Origin of the sequence: Salmonella sp. GDC200615 (assembly GCF_050574145.1) — a bacterium.
In the GTDB taxonomy this organism is placed as follows: Bacteria; Pseudomonadota; Gammaproteobacteria; order Enterobacterales; family Enterobacteriaceae; genus Salmonella; species Salmonella enterica.
In genome coordinates this window covers 789,002-807,829 of sequence record NZ_CP192247.1, presented here as the reverse complement: position 1 = coordinate 807,829, position 18,828 = coordinate 789,002, and the positions used below count along the sequence as shown (strand labels likewise).

The window sequence follows — 18,828 nt, the reverse complement described above, 5'->3', positions numbered from 1 at the left end:
ATGACCCCGATTGCAGTTACCCTACTTACCGGTTTTCTTGGTGCCGGCAAAACCACCCTACTACGCCATATCCTCAACGAACAACATGGTTTTAAAATCGCCGTTATCGAAAACGAATTTGGCGAAGTCTCCGTTGACGATCAACTGATTGGCGATCGCGCCACACAGATCAAAACCCTGACTAACGGCTGCATCTGTTGTACCCGCTCCAACGAGCTGGAAGATGCGCTATTAGACCTGCTCGACAGCCGCGACCGCGGCGATATTGCTTTCGACCGCCTGGTGATTGAATGCACCGGCATGGCTGACCCCGGCCCGATAATTCAGACCTTTTTCTCCCATGACGTATTATGCGAACGCTACCTGTTAGACGGCGTGATTGCGCTGGTCGACGCGGTGCACGCTAACGAGCAGATGAACCAGTTCACCATCGCCCAGTCGCAGATAGGCTACGCCGACCGTATCCTGCTGACCAAAACCGACGTGGCAGGCGACAGCGAGAAACTGCGCGAGCGGCTGGCGCGTATCAACGCCCGCGCCCCGGTTTACACCGTGGTACACGGCGATATTGACCTGAGTCAGTTGTTTAATACCAGCGGCTTTATGCTGGAAGAGAGCGTGCTGGCAAGCCAACCGCGTTTCCACTTTATTGCCGATAAACAGAACGATATGTCGTCAATTGTGGTGGAACTGGATTACCCGGTGGATATCAGCGAGGTTTCGCGGGTGATGGAAAACCTGCTGCTGGAATCAGCGGATAAACTGCTGCGTTACAAAGGGATGCTGTGGATCGACGGCGAACCCAACCGCCTGCTGTTCCAGGGCGTGCAGCGCCTCTACAGCGCCGACTGGGACAGACCGTGGGGCGACGAAACGCCGCACAGCACGCTGGTATTTATCGGGATCCAGTTGCCGGAAGACGAGATCAGAGCGGCGTTTGCGGGGTTAAGGAAGTAACCATTAAGCGCTTATCTGGCCTGGCGGGAATTTGTAGGCCGGATAAGGCGCAGCCGCCATCCGGCATCTTCGGGCTATTTCTTATTTTGCTCGCGCAGCATCGCCTCGCGCAGAATGGCATTGAGCCGCGTCTGGTAGCCTTTTCCTGGCCGTTTCAGCCACTCCATCACATCGGCGTCAATACGCACCGAGGCCTGAGTTTTTAACGGGCGAAAAAACTTACCACGCACTGCTTCAGACCACTGCCCATCCTCCGAAGCGGGAATGTCGCTGTAATCAATCTCATCATCTGATTTTTTCGCCAGCGCCTTCAGTTCAGCCTCATGCTGAGCACTCAGCGCGGATGCATTGCCGCGTTTATGTTTAACCATGCTCATAACGATTCCTCTCTTTTCTGTCTGCCTTGCGAGCGCTGATGATACGGATAACTTCAAAACCACTTTCGAACCGAACGCTATGAGCAACCAGAATGACCACAATGCCATGAACAAGGCCGAGGGTCTGCCAACGATATTCTCCATTCTCATAACGCTCCTGACGTGACAGGTGTCGGGGATCGTCAAACACCAGTACCGCATCCTCAAAGCGGACACCGTGCTTCCTCAGGTTGCTTTTAGCCTTGTTCGCATCCCATTCAAACTCCATCGGCATGTGTTTTCCCTAATTGTATATACAAAAATGTATATACAATTATCTTACGATTATACCTGGATTGTTGGAAATAGCTTCACAATTTGCGTATTCGAGATAAAAGAAAATTGACCAGAAGAGTAGGCCGCAGAAGGCGCAGCCGGCATCCGGCATCCGGCATCTTCTGGCTATTTCTTATTTTGCTCTCGCAGCATCGCTTCGTGCAGAATGGCATTAGGCGTCTATCGCCTCCGTCCATTCCCCCTCCGAAAAGGGAATGATTAATTTATCATAAATATTCTTCTTCTTTATGATTTCAGTAATATTTGTTAAAATTATCAAAATAAAACGAAGTTTTTAATTTATTTGATTTTGCGTTATTTTGCTTGAATAGCATAAATCGCATGAATATATAGGTGTAATATGGCAATCATTATTCCCACCGTAAGTAGCTGTAGCGAGAAAATTACAGCAGGCGAAAAAAGGCTGGCAAGGCTACTGGAGAGAGGGTTAAGCGATAGCTGTACCTGCTGGTACGACACGCCGATGGGCAAACAACATAGTCATCCTGACTTTGTTATTCTGACCCCCGACAAAGGTATATTATTCATTGAAGTTAAGGACTGGTTTATTACAAAAATCAAAGGTGCTAATAAAACATATGTCCAGTATGAAACTAAAAATGGTATAGAAAGTTTAAAAAATCCTATTGAGCAAGTTCGTCAGTATGCTTTCCAGACCATTAATAGCCTCAAAACAGATCCACAACTTCGCCAGCAAGAAGGCCAATATCAGGGCAGTTTTGTTATGCCGTATGGATACGGCGTGTATCTGTCCAATATTTCTCGCTCTCAGCTTGAGAAAGCCTTTTCACCTACCGAACTTGCAGACATACTCCCTACCGATAAGGTGATATGTAAGGATGAACTCAATGAATTTATGTCTCAGGAAAAAGTAGCTGCCAGGCTCGCATTACTTGCCAAATACAACTTTGCTCACCAGACTACACCTCAGCAGCTGGATCGTATAAGATGGCATCTTTATCCTGATATTCGAATCCATAAACCCATTAAGCAAGCTGATGTAAAGAATTTCACACTCCACACACCAAGTATTATATCCATTATGGACCGGCAACAGGAACAACTTGCAAGAAGCATGGGGTCCGGACATCGGGTGATTCATGGCGTTGCAGGATCTGGTAAAACACTGATATTACTTCACCGTTGCCTCGAACTTGCAAATAATATTGAAAACGAAAAACCTGTTTTGGTCATTTGCTACAACATTACGCTCGCCAGAAAACTCAAAGCCCTTATTGAGAAACATACGCTCAGGCTTCCTGTTGAGGTCACACATTTTTATTTATGGTGTCATCAACAATTACAGTCTTATGGACGGCTACCGCCAAAAAGCAAAAACTTTGTTGAGCTAATGGAAAATGCCCTTTCTATCGCCTTTGAGGATGGAATCATCCAGCCAGAGCAGTACAGCGCCGTGCTGATCGACGAAGGCCACGATTTTAATCCTGAGTGGCTAAGAATTCTTACCCGAATGGCAGACACCAAAAATAATACACTGCTTTTCCTTTATGATGATGCACAATCAATTTATCAGAAAAAGAAAGCGCTCGACTTCACCTTATCCAGCGTCGGCATTAAAGCTCAGGGGCGAACGACAATCCTGAATATTAATTACCGTAATACTCAGCAAATATTACATTTCGCTAGTAGCATTGCATTTAACTATCTCAATAATCACATTGAGGATGCTCTTAAATATCAGCAGCCCGACTCAGGCGGAATTGCGGGTTCTTATCCTGAGTTGACCTGTTTTGATAACCAGGATGAGGAAATAACGCATATCCTTAACTGGGTTATCGAACAGCACCAGCGGGGCATTCCGTGGTTTGATATTGCCATATTGTGCCCATCAACCTATAGCATTAAAGACGTGCTGGGACCACAACTGACGGCTCGCAATATCCCTTATCAAATGATTATTACCTCTGCCGATAAAAAAACTGGTCGCCACAGCAAGAACGGCTGTGTGTTATGCCTCTGCCGAGCAGTAAAGGACTCGAATTTCAGTCAGTCGCTGTCATGGACGCAGCCAGATCCAAAAATGAAGAAGACTTGAGCAATGATATCAAAAGGCTTTACGTTGGCTTCACACGGGCTCGCTATAATCTGCTGATAACTATGAATGGAGAAAATGCACTCAGCGAGCATCTTCTCACTACCTATAAGCAGATAACACGATAGATGTAACGTAGGCATTCCCCCAAGCCGGATAATACACTGGTATTATCCGTTAACTTCCCATAAAAATCTTTTTTTCAGCAACCTGCCGCAGATTTTCCGAGCGGTGATTTCAAACAGCCATAGCACAGTTATTAGTACTCCTTTTTCTTACAACATGTAACCGGTCGCCTTAGTGGAAACAACAGGGAGCCACTTTAAGCTAAAATTTACAATCGACGGCCAGACACAACCGTCTTATCAGGGGAAGGCCTCTTGGTAACCTACCAATTTTAATATAATCTTTAATATCAACATATTAAGAACATCGGTGTATACAAATTCATTCCCCAATATTCTACAAACAAAAAAAAGACATAAAACCAAGTGACAATCCCTTATGCAGTACGGTAGCTTACTGCACACACTATTCTATACGAGTTTTGCTACCAAAACGGAGATCAAAATGAAAAGGAAACGGGATACTGGCGGAGTATTGTGTGTTTTTTTGATAGCTGTTTCATACAATGTTTTGGTTAATGTAAATATTCAGTCACATAGCGCCTACATAGCAGAGAATACAACAACTTTTATTAGTGTTAATCTCTACATCGATAACAAACAAGAGAAAAAGTGATGATTAAATTGCTTTCTGAGGTCGCAGAGGTTACTGGCGGGCACACATTCCGAACCAAAGCTGAGGCTGCATCAGGTCATGTAAGACTCCTGCAGATTAAGGACATACAAGAAGGTATTCTGACTGATTTTTCAGCGCTTCCTTTTGCGGATATTCAGCCAGAGAAACTGAAAATAAATCTTCAAACTAACGATATTCTTTTACCACTCAGAGGGGAAAGGATACCGGCTATGATGATTGTTAACCAACAGAGTACACTTGTAACAACGACAAACCAAATTGCTGTAATAAGAGTTAACAGCCTTTTAATTAATCCTGAATATCTGTATTATTTTTTTAATTCTCCAGAAGGAGATGAGAAAATTTCTGCTCTACAAGGTGGAGGATTAGTCGTGAATCTTAGTTTAAAAAACTATTAACACTTGAAATACCCATACCATTGCGGCCTGTACAGGATGAGGTTATCGGCCTTCGTAAAATATGGAATGAACAAAAAAAAACGCTTGAGGATTTAATAGAAAATGGAACGACTCTATGCCATACTGCAATTAATAGATTAATCTACCGTAGCTAATATTATGCGCGAACATTATTTTTTAACAATGCTACAGTCACTCAGTTGTGATAGTATTGACAAATATACTCAAACGATGATTTGCCTTGAAACTACCGTACTGTGCCATTTACTTAACAATGCCAGCAGGCAACTTATCCATACAGATTTTACCAGCATCTTTTCAATTTATGAAAAAAAATAATAAACGATAATAGTTATATTAAGTTAAATCAAAAGGAGTTTAAACTAATATTCTCTAACATTACCCTCTATGATTTTTCACAAAGCCGTGATATCAAAAATTATATTTCAAGGATTACAGAAATTTGTAATGAATACATTAATACTTTATCTATCCATAGTATTCTAGACTTATTCACATCTCTCATTGAAGAGAACCGCCCCCCGACACAGAAACATTACACTCCACACGAAATTGTCACGTTCATGGGTAACATAATTCAGGCACAAAAAGGCGAGTCTTTTTTTGATCCTGCTTGTGGCTCTGGTGAGTTTATCTCAGAAATCATTAAAAACCAAGTTGCTATATCAGGTTCAGAATATGACGTAGACAGATTGAAAATTTCAAAAATGAAGATGCTGGTAAATGATCTATCTCCATCAAATATCAGCCCATCTTACTTTACTGAGGGGCATAATCTTAAAAAAAATTTTGACATTATTCTTTCAAACCCACCATTTTCTTTAAAAATTCCATTTGATATGGAAATGCACTTTTGTATGTATGGTAAGCCACCAACATCAAATGCTGATTTTGCTTTTTTACAGTATTGCATTTTTATGTTAAAAGATAATGGCCGGGCAGCGATTATCCTACCTGATGGCATTCTTTTCCGAGAAGGCAAGGAATACGAAATCAGAAAAACAATAATTAAAAATAACCATATTTCCGCAATTATCTACCTACCAAAAGGTATGTTCAAAACTACTGCAATCGCAACAAATATTATAGTTTTTAAGAAAAAGCAAAAAACTAATGATATCTTAATGATAAATGTGAGGAAAAAAAAACAACCTGAATGTAAATTTATTATTAGAGTTAATTACCAAACGCAGCACTACTGAAATATCCAGACTCTCTTCCCTAAACGAAATATCTGCTCATGATTACAATCTGTCAGCCTCGTTATACTTCAGGCCACAAGTAAAAAAAACTGATCTGAAGCAATTAATAATGAAACAAAAGGAGCTTGAAGAGAAGTTACATTCATTACAATATGCTTTCCAGCACAAACTCACCTCGTTGAATTTATAATGTTATATGAATATTTTACCTACAGACACTATTAATCAATAGCCCACTGACGGTACTGAATCAGGAAGAAGATGAACATCGTTTTACAGGCAAGACCAATACCTGGCTCAATCAGGATTGCCAGGAATGAGACAGATGGTTTGCCAAGGATATTCTCCATATTCATGAACAAATATTCCACTTTTACCGCATGCTAAAATCATCTCGTTCTATCTGTTAAGTGATTCATCCCAAGGAATTTTGTACTTGTTATAGCAAACTATTGACACAGCAATCGTTAAGGGATGGACGTGAAGAATTATAAAGTGATTACCCCGCTTTTCCAACATACGAACATGACCCTGGCCATGATGAAAGCCGTCGCAAGATGCTCAGTTAAAGCGGTTCGAAATATGATCACCGCCATTCAGGAGCAGACCGGCCCCCCGCAGAACCCGGTTGACTGGTCCGAGCCGGATAAATGGATTAAAGAACGGCTCAGCGGTGAAGATGCCAGCATAGCCTGGCAAATCTGGAATATGGATAACTATATCCTGAACCCACGCCACAGCTATGGTTGCTACATGTTTATCAATAACCCTCTGTTCGATCTGATGCAAACTGCCGAGGACGGCGGCTGGTACCCCAGCGAACAGGGGCGACTACTTATGGATCACGATGAGGCCACGCTACACAAACTTGGTGATATCGAAGGCATGTTACATGCTACTGGCGTTACTGGCTGGCCGTAAACAGGCCAGACGTGCAGATCTGTTGCCGAAATGGCAGACTTCCTTGCACCAGCACTCTAAATTCGCCTCCCCTAGCTCGGTTAAAACTACGCTCTATGCCCGGCTTTATAATCTGGTCGAACGAAGACTGGTTGCCCGTAAAGGAATGAGCTACAAAATTACCGATGCAGTCCGAAAATGGCTCAACAAAGCGCTACCTGAACGTCGTACCGATCCGCGCAAAGAGCTGCTTGACGCCGTAAAACGCTATAACGAGCAGCCAAAAGAGGTGTTGCGCGAACAGCTCTCTACCATGAACCCGTACAAATTTGAACATCTGGTGGGCCAGTTGCTGGAAGCGATGGATTATGAACAGGTGGAAGTCACAAAGCCTCTGGTGACAAAGGCGTGTATGTCATCGGTAAAGTGCAGGTCGGCATCACCACCATTACCGAAGTAGTGCAGGTGAAGCGGATGCAAAACACCATTACCCACCTCTATATTGACCAGCTACGCGGTGCACTACCCTACCACAAAGCCATTCGCGGTACGCTAATCACTACCGACAAGTTTGCCGCCAAATGCGCAGAGGCCGCACTGTTTCCAGGGGCCGCGCCCATTACATTGATCGACGGCGATCGCCTGTTGGAGTTGTTAATCGAAAATAACGTCGGGATCAGGCGCAGCAATGCGGTGGAACTGCTGGATGTGGATTTACAGCTGTTTGATGAGCTGGAAATCGACTAAAGGGCGAACTTCACCGCTTTTACCGTTACAATAGCCACCTTATTTTTCCTGATTGAGTTCATCATGGCCAAAGCACCAACGAAAAAAGCCAAAGCAAAGAAAGGTTTTGAAGACACATTATGGGATACCGCGAACCAGCTTCGCGGCAGCGTTGAATCCTCCGAGTACAAGCACGTGGTGCTGAGCCTCGTGTTCCTCAAATTTATTAGCGATAAGTTTGAAGCCCGTCGCAAACAGATGGAAGACGAAGGCCAGGGCGATTTCCTCGAAATGGAAGTCTTCTATCAGCAGGACAACATCTTCTACCTGCCGGAGGAAGCGCGCTGGTCGTTCATCAAGCAAAACGCTAAGCAGGACGATATCGCCGTACGCATTGATACCGCCCTCTCCACCATTGAGAAGCGCAACCCGTCGCTGAAAGGCGCGCTGCCGGACAACTACTTCAGCCGTCAGAATCTGGAAACCAAGAAGCTGGCGTCGCTTATCGACACCATCGATAACATCGAAACGCTGGCCCACGAAACCGACGTGGAAGCGCTGTCGAAAGAAGACCTTGTCGGTCGCGTGTACGAATACTTCCTCGGCAAGTTTGCCGCAACCGAAGGCAAAGGCGGGGGCGAGTTCTATACGCCGAAATGCGTGGTGACGCTGCTGACCGAAATGCTCGAACCGTTCCAGGGCAAAATTTATGACCCCTGCTGCGGCTCGGCGGGGATGTTTGTCCAGTCGGTGAAGTTTGTTGAAAGCCATCAGGGGAAAAGCCGCGATATCGCCCTGTACGGCCAGGAGCTGACGGCCACCACCTACAAGCTGGCGAAGATGAACCTTGCGATTCGCGGACTTTCCGCCAACCTTGGTGAGCGCCCGGCGGACACCTTCTTCAGCGACCAGCACCCGGACCTGAAAGCCGACTATATTCTGGCCAACCCGCCGTTTAACCTGAAAGACTGGCGTAACGACGCCGAGCTGACCAAAGACCCGCGCTTTGCTGGCTACCGCACGCCGCCGACCGGTAACGCCAACTACGGCTGGATTTTGCATATGCTTTCCAAGTTGTCGGCCAACGGCACCGCCGGTTTTGTGCTGGCGAACGGCTCGATGAGCTCCAACACCAGCGGCGAAGCCGAGATCCGCGCGCAGATGATCGAAAACGATCTGATCGACTGCATGATCGCCCTGCCCGGACAGCTGTTCTTCACCACCCAAATCCCGGTGTGCCTGTGGTTTATGACCAAATCGAAGGCAGCCGATCCGGCCAAAGGCTATCGTAACCGTCAGGGTGAGACGCTGTTTATTGATGCGCGTAACCTTGGTACCATGATCAACCGCACCACCAAAGAGCTGACGGCAGACGATATTGCCACCATCGCCGATACCTACCATGCCTGGCGCAGCACGCCGGAAGAGCTGGTCGAGCGCGTTAAGCGCGGCGACAGCCAGTTGGCGCAATATGAAGACCAGGCCGGATTCTGCAAGGTTGCGACCATTGCAGAGATCAAGGCGAACGACTCTGTGCTGACGCCGGGCCGTTATGTCGGTGCCGCCGAGCAGGAAGACGACGGCGTAGCGTTTGAAACCAAAATGCGCGAGTTGTCGCAGACGTTGTTTGCACAGATGAAGCAGGCGGAAGAACTGGATAACGCGATTCGTCAGAATCTGGAGGTGCTGGGTTATGGCATTTGAAAAGACAATCCCACTCAATGAATTTATCACTCTTCAAAGAGGTTTCGATTTACCTCAAGATAAAAGAGTTATGGGCGATATTCCAGTCGTAGCTTCAACGGGAGTTGTTGGTTACCACAATGAAGAGAAAGTTCTAGCTCCAGGTGTTGTTATCGGGCTAAGTGGTAGCATTGGTGGTGGTCAGTATATAACAACTAATTTTTGGCCTTTAAACACAACATTGTGGGTTAAGGATTTTAAGGGGCACCACCCTAGATTTGTTTATTATTTACTTAGAAGTATTGATTTTAGCCAATTTAATGTTGGCTCAGGTGTGCCCACATTAAATAGAAATCACCTTAGTGGAATACTCGTAGCGGATACCAGCTATAGTTATGAAAAAGAAGCTTCTGATATTATTGGCATTTTAGATGATAAAATAAAATTAAATAAAGAGCTCAACCATACCCTGGAACAAATATCCCAAACCCTGTTCAAATCCTGGTTTGTGGATTTCGACCCGGTGATTGACAACGCGCTGGATGCGGGAAACCCAATCCCGGAAGCGCTGCAATCTCGCGCTGAACTGCGTCAAAAAATTCGCAATAGTGCAGATTTCAAACCACTTCCGGCGGATATTCGTGCACTGTTCCCGGCTGAATTTGAAGAAACAGAGTTAGGTTGGATGCCGAAAGGTTGGATAACAACATCTTTCAACGATTTGATAGAACTAATTGGTGGTGGCACACCTAAAACCTCTGTAGAAGAGTTCTGGAATGGAGATATTCCATGGTTCTCTGTCGTCGATGCACCTAGTGAATCCGACGTATACGTATTAACTACAGAGAAAAAAATTACCATTGAAGGACTCAACAATTCCTCCGCAAAGTTATTAAGAAAAGGAACAACAATAATCAGCGCCAGAGGAACTGTAGGGAAATGCGCTATGGTTGCTGTACCGATGGCAATGAATCAGTCATGCTATGGTGTTATCGGTAAAAATAATATTTCTGATGAATATATTTACTTCCAATTAAAAAATGCAGTCCAAACCCTTCAACAAATGGGACACGGCTCAGTTTTCAACACAATAACAAGAGATACATTCAAAAATATTAAAGTTCCTTTTTGCAATGAAGAATTAACAAATAGCTATTCTTTGCTTGTTAAAAATTATTTTTCAAAAATACTGAATAATAATTATCAAAATATTGCTTTAACAAACCTCCGCGACACCCTGCTCCCCAAACTCATCTCCGGCGAGCTGTCCCTGGAGGATCTACCAAACTTAGCCAAACAAACCGAACCCGCATAACCCATTTTGCCCCTGAAAAATCAGGGGCTTTCTGTTAAGGTTTTCTCTGTTACAGGAACCCTTACCAGAAAATCAGCCAGGGCCGGAGCGAGATATGCATCTCTCATTCAGTGAAGCGAAGTTAGAACAGGCGATAATTGAACTGTTACAGGATCAGGGCTATCAGCACCTGATCGGCGATAATGTGCCGCGTTCCAGCCTCGATCAGGTGATTATCGAAGACGATCTTCGTCACTACCTCGCCGCACGCTATCAGGCCGACGGCATCACCGAAGAGGAGATCCAGCGGCTGATCAAACAGTTCACCACCCTGCCCGCCTCCGATCTCTATGAAAGCAACAAAACCTTCTGCGCCTGGCTGGCCAACGGTTTCCTGTTTAAACGCGACGATCGCCAGCAGAAAGATCTCTATATCGAACTGCTCGACACCCGGCATCTGCCCGCCGCGCTGCGTGAACTGTTCGATACCGAAGATGTGCCGCTGCAACAGGCCGCAGAAACGCCGGCAAGTTATCATCTTATCCAGCCGCTGAACCGGGTAAAAATCGTCAATCAGCTGACCATCACCGGCAAAGAAAACCAGCCGCGTATCCCGGATGCCATTCTGTATATCAACGGCCTGCCGTTAGTAGTGTTTGAATTTAAAAGTGCGGTGCGCGAGCAGGAAGCCAATATTGGCGATGCCTGGAAACAGCTCTGCACCCGCTATCGCCGCGATATTCCGCAGCTGTTTGTCTATAACGCGCTGTGCATTATCAGCGACGGCGTCAATAACCGCATGGGCAACCTGTTTGCGCCGTACGAGTATTTCTATTCCTGGCGCAAAGTCACCGGCAATGAAAACCGCGAGCAGAACGGCATCCCTTCCCTGCACTCGATGATTCAGGGGCTGTTTCACCCGGTCCGCCTGCTGGACGTGATCAAAAACTTTATCTGCTTCCCGGATAAAGCCAAACACGAAGTGAAAATCTGCTGCCGCTACCCGCAGTACTATGCGGCACGCAAGCTGTATTACAGCATCGAACGGGCGCGTAAACCTTTCGGCGACGGCAAGGGCGGCACCTACTTTGGCGCAACCGGCTGCGGCAAGAGCTACACCATGCAGTTCTTAACCCGCCTGCTGATGAAAAGCGTCGAATTCGCCAGCCCAACGATCGTGCTGATCACCGACCGCACCGATCTGGACGATCAGCTCTCAGCGCAGATGTGCAATGCCAAAAACTATATCGGCGACGACACCGTGGTGCCCGTCACCAGCCGCGACGATCTGCGGGAGAAGCTGGCCGGTCGCAACAGCGGCCAGGTTCGGCGCCAGCACACGCATCAACTGATAGTACGGGAAGTTCCACGGCTCAACAGCCATGATGACGCCAATCGGATGATGTTCTACCCACGCGTCGCCAAACTCGGTTTTATAAGGCACCGGGGCAAGAAACTGCTTCGCGTTATCCGCATAATAGCGAGCGATCTGCGCACACAGTTTGACTTCGCCACGGCTCTGCTCGATGAGCTTGCCCATCTCCTGGCTGGCGATTTTTGCCAGTTCTTCAACACGGCTGTCGATCAAGTCAGCCAGCTTATGCAGTACCGGCAGACGTTGGTCAATCTCTCCCTTGGACCAGTCGGAGTGATAGAGCGCGTCAGCTTTTTGCAGCGCGGTTTCAATATCCGCGCCCGTGTGCGGGGGATACTCTTTAATGAGCTGATTATTGGCAGGATTCACTGTCTGGTAAGCCATATCACATGTCTCCTTGTTATCGTCATTAAGGCAGCCGTAAATGCCGCTCAGAACAATAAGGGTAGTAGAGATGGCTGGCGCTATCGGTAAAGTTCGGTATATTCGTGCGGTTATCAACGATAATTATAGAGAGCGTTGCCCGGTGGGCACCGGGCCTGCAACATTCAGACTGGAACCGTGTTAGTGACTAACATCCTGAAGCTCTTCAGCCGTAAGGCCGGTGAACCGCTGGACAGTCTCGCGGTCAAGTCCGTCCGCCAGCATCTGTCTGGCGATACGCAATGCGGCAACATGCTGACCTTTTTCCAGCCCTTTTTCTAATCCTTCCTCCAGACCGACCTGTCTTCCTTGCCGTTCCCCTTTTCTGCGATCCGCTGCGCGGATCCTCTCTATCAGCGTCATCAGTCTCTCCTTAGTGTGCGGGACATGCCCTACCACATCACGAATAAACGTGGTGAAACGAGGCGTATGTCCGTGCTGAATCATAGGATAATTAAACAGCGCTTTAAGCTGCCTGTCATTAGCGCAACCAGTAACTAACAGCGAAGCAATCCGTTCAACCAGTCCCAGCAGGTCCCGCTGGCGGATATGTTTTTGGATGAGCTCCAGCAGCGCAATGCGGCGGTGCTGCATAATGTCATCATCCGATACCACCGTAATATCGACCAGCGGAAAGGCAGCGGCATAGAGTCTTCTTGCCACTTCCGGGTTCGCAAACTCATCCAGCCAGCACAGCGAAAAAGGATACGGGCTATCAACACCGTGATAAAACAGCATCGGCACCACCAGCGGAAGATGCTTATGCCCCGCATCCAGATGCTGTTGCATTGCCGCCATCGCATACCGCATCAGCCGAAACGCCATATGCGCATCCGGCGTGCTCTGATGTTCAATCACGACATAGATATAACCGTCGCCCTCGCGCGTTTTCAGCGACCAAAGCACATCGGAATAATAGGCTCGCAGATTTTTTTCAATAAAACTGCCGGGCTCCAGCTTTAGCGTCCGCAGGTCGCAAAGCTGGCGTAACGACACCGGCAGATGAATCTCCATAAAATCGCGGGCGGTTTCCGGGTGGCGCAAAAAGGTTTTAAACACCGCATCATGCGGTGTTGAGGTCGTCGATTTTTTCATGGCGCTCCGTCACCCCAAACCAGGATGCTGCGACTCTACCTCCTGAAAATTCCTTTCTCATCCGTACCTTTTCAGCATTGCGAGGCGCGACGGAAGATAAATCCTGTTATCTGTAATGCACATGCATTTTCGGAACTGAACACGCAAAATGCCAGTCTGCGCGCCCTGCCTTTATCTTTATTAACCAGACAAACTCTTTTGATTAACATCAAAATTTAATTACACTTAATGTGTATATTTTCCGTGCAACGTAAATTTCCCGAGGTGTGATGTGCTGATTGTTATCTGTAATCGCCACACGTTCTGACGAGATTCAGAACGCGTCTCTTCCTGTCTGTGTTTTCACCGGCAGCGTTTTTGATTACATGAAATTCAGTACATCCGCAGCCGCTGTTTCCATCGCCTGCCTGACGTCACGATGACGGTATTGAGTTTCGCTATCCCATCATGGGGTTCTCCGACATGGAGCGCATTTTTTATGCAACGGATTATTCAGTTTTTCTCCCAACGCGCCACAACGTTATTTTTCCCGATGGCGCTGATTTTGTACGATTTTGCCGCCTATCTGACGACGGATCTGATTCAGCCTGGCATCATTAACGTCGTGCGCGATTTTAATGCTGACGTCAGTCTTGCGCCGGCCTCGGTCAGTCTCTATCTGGCGGGAGGAATGGCGTTGCAATGGCTTCTGGGGCCGCTATCCGACAGGATTGGCCGCCGGCCAGTGCTGATTGCAGGCGCATTAATTTTTACTCTCGCCTGCGCGGCAACGCTGTTGACGACCTCAATGACGCAGTTTCTGGTTGCCCGTTTTGTGCAGGGCACCAGCATTTGCTTTATCGCAACGGTCGGCTACGTCACGGTACAGGAGGCCTTCGGTCAAACCAAAGCCATTAAGCTGATGGCGATTATTACCTCCATTGTGCTGGTCGCTCCGGTTATCGGCCCGCTCTCCGGCGCCGCGCTGATGCACTTCGTTCACTGGAAGGTACTGTTCGGTATTATTGCGGTGATGGGACTGTTGGCATTGTGCGGCCTGCTGCTGGCGATGCCAGAAACGGTGCAACGCGGCGCGGTGCCGTTCAGCGCGGTGAGCGTACTGCGCGATTTTCGTAATGTGTTTCGCAACCCGATTTTTCTCACCGGGGCGGCGACGCTGTCGTTGAGCTACATCCCGATGATGAGCTGGGTGGCGGTGTCGCCGGTGATCCTGATCGATGCCGGCGGGATGAGTACTTCGCAATTCGCCTGGGCGCAGGTGCCCGTATTCGGCGCGGTGATCGTGGCCAATATGATCGTTGTGCGCCTGGTGAAAGATCCGACCCGACCGCGTTTTATCTGGCGCGCCGTACCAATCCAGTTAAGCGGGCTGGCGACATTGCTCCTCGGTAATCTTCTTCTGCCGCACGTCTGGCTTTGGTCTGTGCTGGGCACCAGCCTGTACGAGTTCGGCATTGGCATGATTTTCCCGACGCTGTTTCGCTTCACGCTTTTTTCCAACAACTTGCCAAAAGGGACAGTTTCAGCCTCGCTGAACATGGTGATTCTGACGGTGATGGCGGTGTCGGTCGAAGTTGGCCGCTGGCTGTGGTTTCACGGCGGGAGACTGCCGTTTCACCTGCTGGCAGCGGTGGCCGGGGTGATTGTGGTCTTCACTCTGGCGACACTATTACAGCGCGTGCGCCAGCATGAGGCGGCAGAACTGGCCGCTGAGAAGTAAACACTCTGCCGGATAGAGGCTTATCCGGCACAGGATAATCTGATGTTTTTTGCACGTTCCTGCCGTCTGGCTCTATCCTTAACCCTATGAATAAAATCGCCGAACTCAAACGCGCCAAACGCCTGGCGCTCTCACTGTTGCTGATAGCCGCCGCGACGTTTGTAACCACGCTTTTCCTGCCGCCCAGTTTTTGGGTGCTGGGCGTAAAAGCTATTGCCGAAGCGGCGATGGTTGGCGCGCTGGCGGACTGGTTTGCCGTGGTGGCGCTGTTTCGCCGCATTCCCATTCCGTTTATTTCACGACATACGGCGATTATTCCCCGTAACAAAGACCGAATCGGCGAAAATCTTGGGCAATTTGTACAGGAGAAGTTCCTTGATACGCAGTCGCTGATCGCGCTAATCCGCCGCCATGAACCCGCGCTGCTTATCGGAAACTGGTTCAGCCAGCCGGACAACGCCAGCCGGGTCGGGCAGCATCTGCTGCAAATTATGAGCGGCTTTCTGGAACTAACCGATGACGCCCGTATTCAGCGGCTGCTCAAGCGAGCGGTACATAAGGCGATTGATAAAGTGGATCTTTCCGGCACCAGCGCCCTGATGCTGGAAAGCATGACCAAAAACGATCGTCACCAGGTGTTACTCGATACGCTGATCGCCCAGCTTATCGCCCTGTTACAGCGTGACAGCTCCCGAACATTTATCGCCAGACAGATCATACGCTGGCTGGAAACCGAACATCCGTTAAAAGCGAAGATTCTGCCGACTGAATGGCTGGGAGAACACAGCGCTGAACTGGTCTCCGACGCGGTAAATTCTCTGCTGGATGATATCAGTCACGACCGCGCGCATCAGATTCGTCATGCCTTCGATCGTGCGACGTATAAGCTGATCGATAAACTTAAACATGATCCGGAAATGGCTGCCCGGGCAGAAAACATTAAAAGTTACCTGAAGGAAGATGAGGCGTTTAACCGTTATCTCGGCGAAATCTGGGCGGATCTACGCCAGTGGTTAAAAACAGATATCAACGCCGAAGACTCAAAGGTGAAGCAGCGCATCGCTCATGCCGGACAATGGTTTGGCGAGACGCTGATCGCCGACGACGCATTACGCGCCTCGCTTAACGGTCATCTGGAACAGGCCGCGCACCGCGTCGCGCCGGAATTCGCCGCCTTCCTGACGCGCCACATCAGCGATACCGTAAAAGGCTGGGATGCGCGCGATATGTCGCAGCAGATTGAGCTTAATATCGGTAAAGATTTGCAGTTTATCCGCGTGAACGGCACGCTGGTCGGCGGCGCTATTGGTCTGGTGTTATATTTACTGTCGCAAATACCGGCACTGCTCAGTATCTAAGAAGGGGAAGGCGCAATTCTCGTTCAGATTAACTGCCAAACCCCGCACGTGGGAGGCATTAATTTAATGCCATTTCCCACCGATGCCCCTCTTCTCAATCCGTTATTCGCCTGCGCTTCACTTTCTTTTCTTGCAAATTTGAAACATTAATTTTACTTTTTATTATCATTTACAACAACAATCCGGCACTCCTGCCTTACTTTAGCAAAGAGAAAAACCATGGTTCATGCTCAGAGCGCTTCACCTCGCCATCCCATTTTTACGGCGCTTTTCGGTATGATGGTATTGACGCTGGGGATGGGAGTTGGCCGCTTTCTGTATACGCCCATGCTGCCGGTAATGCTGGCGGAAAAGCAGCTAACGTTTAATCAGCTCTCCTGGATTGCCAGCGCCAATTATGCAGGGTACCTGGCGGGAAGCTTACTGTTTTCCTTTGGCCTTTTTCATATCCCCTCTCGTCTACGCCCCATGCTGCTGGCTTCGGCGGTCGCCACCGGTATTCTTATTCTGTCTATGGCGATATTTACTCAGCCCGCGGTCGTCATGTTGGTGCGCTTCCTGGCAGGCGTCGCGAGTGCGGGAATGATGATTTTTGGATCAATGATTGTGTTGCATCATACCCGCCATCCGTTTGTGATCGCCGCGCTCTTTTCCGGCGTCGGGGCCGGGATTGCACTGGGTAACGAATATGTCATTGGCGGTTTACATTATGCGCTTTCGGCCCATTCGCTATGGCTGGGGGCCGGGGCGCTCGCCGGTATATTGCTATTAATCGTGGCAATGTTGATTCCCCCCCGCGCTCATGCGCTGCCGCCTGCGCCTTTAGCAAGAATCGAAAATCAGCCTATGCCCTGGTGGCAACTGGCGCTGTTGTACGGTTTCGCCGGATTCGGCTACATCATTGTCGCTACCTATTTGCCGCTGATGGCGAAAAGCGCGGGCTCTCCGCTACTCACGGCGCACCTTTGGTCGTTGGTCGGCCTGGCGATCATTCCCGGCTGCTTCGGCTGGCTGTGGGCGGCAAAACATTGGGGTGTCCTGCCATGCCTGACCGCGAACCTGTTGATCCAGAGCGCCTGCGTGCTGCTGTCTCTCGCCAGCGACTCGTTGTTGCTGTTAATACTGAGCAGTATTGGTTTTGGCGCCACGTTTATGGGCACAACCTCGCTGGTGATGCCGCTAGCCCGACAGCTCAGCGCGCCGGGCAATATTAATTTATTAGGCCTGGTGACGCTAACGTATGGTATTGGGCAAATTCTCGGTCCGCTCGCCGCCAGTCTGTCAGGCAATGGCGCGTCGGCAATTATCAACGCCACGCTTTGCGGCGCCGCGGCGCTCTTTTTTGCCGCGCTGATCAGCGCCGCGCAGCAGATAAAACAAAAACGGTTTGTGATACGTGAATAAGCGGTAGAGTAAACCCGCGCTATCTGCACCGGGTTGTATCTTTAATGCTATTCGCGGCGCAATGCGGATCTGTTTTTAATAGCACATCCTCAACACGTTATTTCAAGGTAAAGATGCCACTAAAAACTATACTTATTCTATGGTTTTTAGTGTTATCAATCTGTCTATTATTTTATATACCCTTCCTACTTCAAGTGGCTTCTGTGTTGGCTACGGATTACCCGGCCCATCCATGGGCCTCGCCCTGACGGGCCGTTGCTCACCCCAGTTACATCGTTATCTATGCTCCCGGGGACTCACTCCCTTGCAGCCTTTAAGCAACTCGAATTATTTTGGGTATATATTCCATTATGATGATTATCGCTGCCTCTCAAATCATCACAATTATAAATAAATCACATCATGAAATTAATTCGATTATTCGTTTTTTATTACCTGCCCGTAGGATTCTTAGGGCGCAAGCTGACCTATCAGCGGCTACTGACCTGACCGTGACAATTCCTCTTAAGGCGTGAAAAATTACAGTAAAAAAGTAAAATTTAGGTTAAAAAATCCTATTTTTTAACAACGATAATTAAGTGGCGTGAAATTGACTAACGTCAAATTTATTTCTCCTTTTTTCCTGCTCCCAGCTCCGGCCTGCGTCAACACCTGTTTCTTTGCTTTTTTACCTCGCGTTATACCGTCCACGGTTCCCCGCGCCCCCGGCAGTAGCGAGGATGGTGATTTTTCGCGCTGCTATGC

Annotated in this window: 11 protein-coding genes and 5 pseudogenes; 11 read left to right on the top strand and 5 right to left on the bottom strand. The window is 48.3% G+C overall.

The features are described from left to right. Positions 1-957: a GTPase gene (gene yjiA, locus ACQ29O_RS03835; protein WP_000187842.1), complete on the top strand. Its 957-nt coding sequence runs from the start codon at positions 1-3 to the stop codon at positions 955-957. A 74-nt stretch (positions 958-1,031) separates the two neighbouring features. Here yjiA and ACQ29O_RS03830 read toward each other — a convergent pair whose 3' ends face one another. Together ACQ29O_RS03830 and ACQ29O_RS03825 are read right to left on the bottom strand one after the other, a co-directional pair. Beyond that, positions 1,032-1,334: a BrnA antitoxin family protein gene (locus tag ACQ29O_RS03830; RefSeq protein ID WP_000063142.1), complete on the bottom strand. Its 303-nt coding sequence runs from the start codon at positions 1,332-1,334 to the stop codon at positions 1,032-1,034. Further along, a complete protein-coding gene (locus ACQ29O_RS03825) occupies positions 1,321-1,608 on the bottom strand; it encodes a BrnT family toxin (protein ID WP_001131963.1) in 288 nt (95 codons plus the stop codon). The genes ACQ29O_RS03830 and ACQ29O_RS03825 overlap by 14 nt, the downstream gene beginning before the upstream one ends. Before the next feature lie 402 nt (positions 1,609-2,010). Between ACQ29O_RS03825 and ACQ29O_RS03820 the strand changes: the two are divergent. The 3 genes and pseudogenes from ACQ29O_RS03820 to ACQ29O_RS03810 all read left to right on the top strand — a co-directional run bounded on the left by ACQ29O_RS03820 (position 2,011) and on the right by ACQ29O_RS03810 (position 6,106). After that, positions 2,011-3,851, top strand: a pseudogene (locus ACQ29O_RS03820) (3'-5' exonuclease). A 612-nt stretch (positions 3,852-4,463) separates the two neighbouring features. Further along, positions 4,464-5,038: pseudogene (locus tag ACQ29O_RS03815) on the top strand (restriction endonuclease subunit S). 429 nt (positions 5,039-5,467) lie between these two features. Continuing rightward, positions 5,468-6,106 (top strand): HsdM family class I SAM-dependent methyltransferase, encoded by a 639-nt coding sequence (locus tag ACQ29O_RS03810; RefSeq protein ID WP_253336212.1) that lies wholly within the window; start codon positions 5,468-5,470, stop codon positions 6,104-6,106. A gap of 221 nt (positions 6,107-6,327) precedes the next feature. Here ACQ29O_RS03810 and ACQ29O_RS03805 read toward each other — a convergent pair whose 3' ends face one another. After that, on the bottom strand, positions 6,328-6,462 hold the full coding sequence (locus ACQ29O_RS03805) for a hypothetical protein (protein ID WP_001055725.1): 135 nt from the start codon (positions 6,460-6,462) through the stop codon (positions 6,328-6,330). Between the two features lie 124 nt (positions 6,463-6,586). Between ACQ29O_RS03805 and ACQ29O_RS03800 the strand changes: the two are divergent. The 4 genes and pseudogenes from ACQ29O_RS03800 to ACQ29O_RS03785 form a co-directional block, all read left to right on the top strand. Then, positions 6,587-7,753 (top strand): annotated as a pseudogene (locus tag ACQ29O_RS03800) (restriction endonuclease). Positions 7,754-7,816: 63 nt separating this feature from the next. Continuing rightward, positions 7,817-9,436, top strand: a complete 1,620-nt coding sequence (locus ACQ29O_RS03795; protein ID WP_001029734.1) for a type I restriction-modification system subunit M — start codon at positions 7,817-7,819, stop codon at positions 9,434-9,436. Further along, positions 9,426-10,730 carry a type I restriction-modification protein specificity subunit gene (locus ACQ29O_RS03790; RefSeq protein WP_000863532.1) on the top strand — a complete coding sequence of 435 codons (1,305 nt, stop codon included), beginning with the start codon at positions 9,426-9,428 and terminating at the stop codon, positions 10,728-10,730. The genes ACQ29O_RS03795 and ACQ29O_RS03790 overlap by 11 nt, the downstream gene beginning before the upstream one ends. A 94-nt stretch (positions 10,731-10,824) precedes the next feature. Further along, positions 10,825-12,036: pseudogene (locus ACQ29O_RS03785) on the top strand (type I restriction endonuclease); the annotation flags it as partial. Here the strand turns inward: ACQ29O_RS03785 and ACQ29O_RS03780 are convergent. Next, positions 12,025-12,468 (bottom strand): annotated as a pseudogene (locus ACQ29O_RS03780) (aldehyde dehydrogenase family protein); the annotation flags it as partial. The pseudogenes ACQ29O_RS03785 and ACQ29O_RS03780 sit on opposite strands and share 12 nt — an antisense overlap. 180 nt (positions 12,469-12,648) lie before the next feature. Then, positions 12,649-13,602 (bottom strand): Rpn family recombination-promoting nuclease/putative transposase, encoded by a 954-nt coding sequence (locus tag ACQ29O_RS03775; RefSeq protein WP_000749999.1) that lies wholly within the window; start codon positions 13,600-13,602, stop codon positions 12,649-12,651. A gap of 478 nt (positions 13,603-14,080) precedes the next feature. Between ACQ29O_RS03775 and mdtM the strand changes: the two genes are divergently transcribed. From mdtM to ACQ29O_RS03760, 3 genes are all read left to right on the top strand, one after another. Continuing rightward, a complete protein-coding gene (gene mdtM, locus ACQ29O_RS03770) occupies positions 14,081-15,322 on the top strand; it encodes a multidrug efflux MFS transporter MdtM (RefSeq protein ID WP_001188920.1) in 1,242 nt (413 codons plus the stop codon). Positions 15,323-15,408: 86 nt separating this feature from the next. Continuing rightward, complete coding sequence (locus ACQ29O_RS03765; RefSeq protein WP_001033033.1) at positions 15,409-16,680, top strand: DUF445 domain-containing protein; 1,272 nt, start codon at positions 15,409-15,411, stop codon at positions 16,678-16,680. 219 nt (positions 16,681-16,899) lie between these two features. After that, positions 16,900-18,084 (top strand): MFS transporter, encoded by a 1,185-nt coding sequence (locus ACQ29O_RS03760; protein ID WP_000233258.1) that lies wholly within the window; start codon positions 16,900-16,902, stop codon positions 18,082-18,084. Positions 18,085-18,828: the final 744 nt, after the last annotated feature.